Source organism: Methylibium rhizosphaerae (assembly GCF_006386545.1).
Classification (GTDB): domain Bacteria; phylum Pseudomonadota; class Gammaproteobacteria; order Burkholderiales; family Burkholderiaceae_C; genus Pseudorivibacter; species Pseudorivibacter rhizosphaerae.
The window spans coordinates 1-567 of sequence record NZ_SWAR01000193.1 but is presented as its reverse complement, the minus strand read 5'-3'; the positions used below and the strand labels follow the sequence as shown (position 1 = coordinate 567).

Annotated in this window: 1 protein-coding gene; it reads left to right on the top strand. The window is 67.7% G+C overall.

Translation table 11 applies throughout. The features are described 5' to 3' along the window. The coding region (locus E8D38_RS28065) for a calcium-binding protein (RefSeq protein WP_140637644.1) at positions 1 to 567 on the top strand (567 nt) is incomplete at both ends.

The window sequence follows — 567 nt, the reverse complement described above, 5'->3', positions numbered from 1 at the left end:
GTCGAGGCCATCCGCTTTGCGGACGGCACCAGCTGGAGCATCGCAGACGTCAAGGCCCGTGCGATCGCCTCCACCACAGGCGATGACGGTCTCACCGGTTACGCGACCAATGACGCGCTCAGCGGCGGCGACGGCAACGACACGCTCTCTGGCATGGCGGGCGCCGACACGCTCGATGGCGGTGACGGCCGCGACACGCTCGACGGTGGCGCCGGCAACGACATCCTCCAAGGCGGGACGGGCAACGACAGCCTCTCCGGCGGCAACGATGCCGACACGCTGCAAGGGGGAGCGGGCAACGACAGCCTCTTGGGCGGTAGCGGGAGCGACACGCTCGACGGCGGTGTGGGCGCCGATACGCTCTATGGCGGCGAGGGGGCTGACACCTACTTGTTCGGCCTGGGCTCCGGCCAGGACACCATCAACAACTCCGACAGCGATGCGCTGGGCACCAATGCCGACACCATCGTGCTCGGTGCGGGCATCACGCCTGCGGACGTCACGCTCACTCGCTGGTATGACGACCTCGTCATCAGCATCAACGGCACCGATGACAGGCTGACCGTC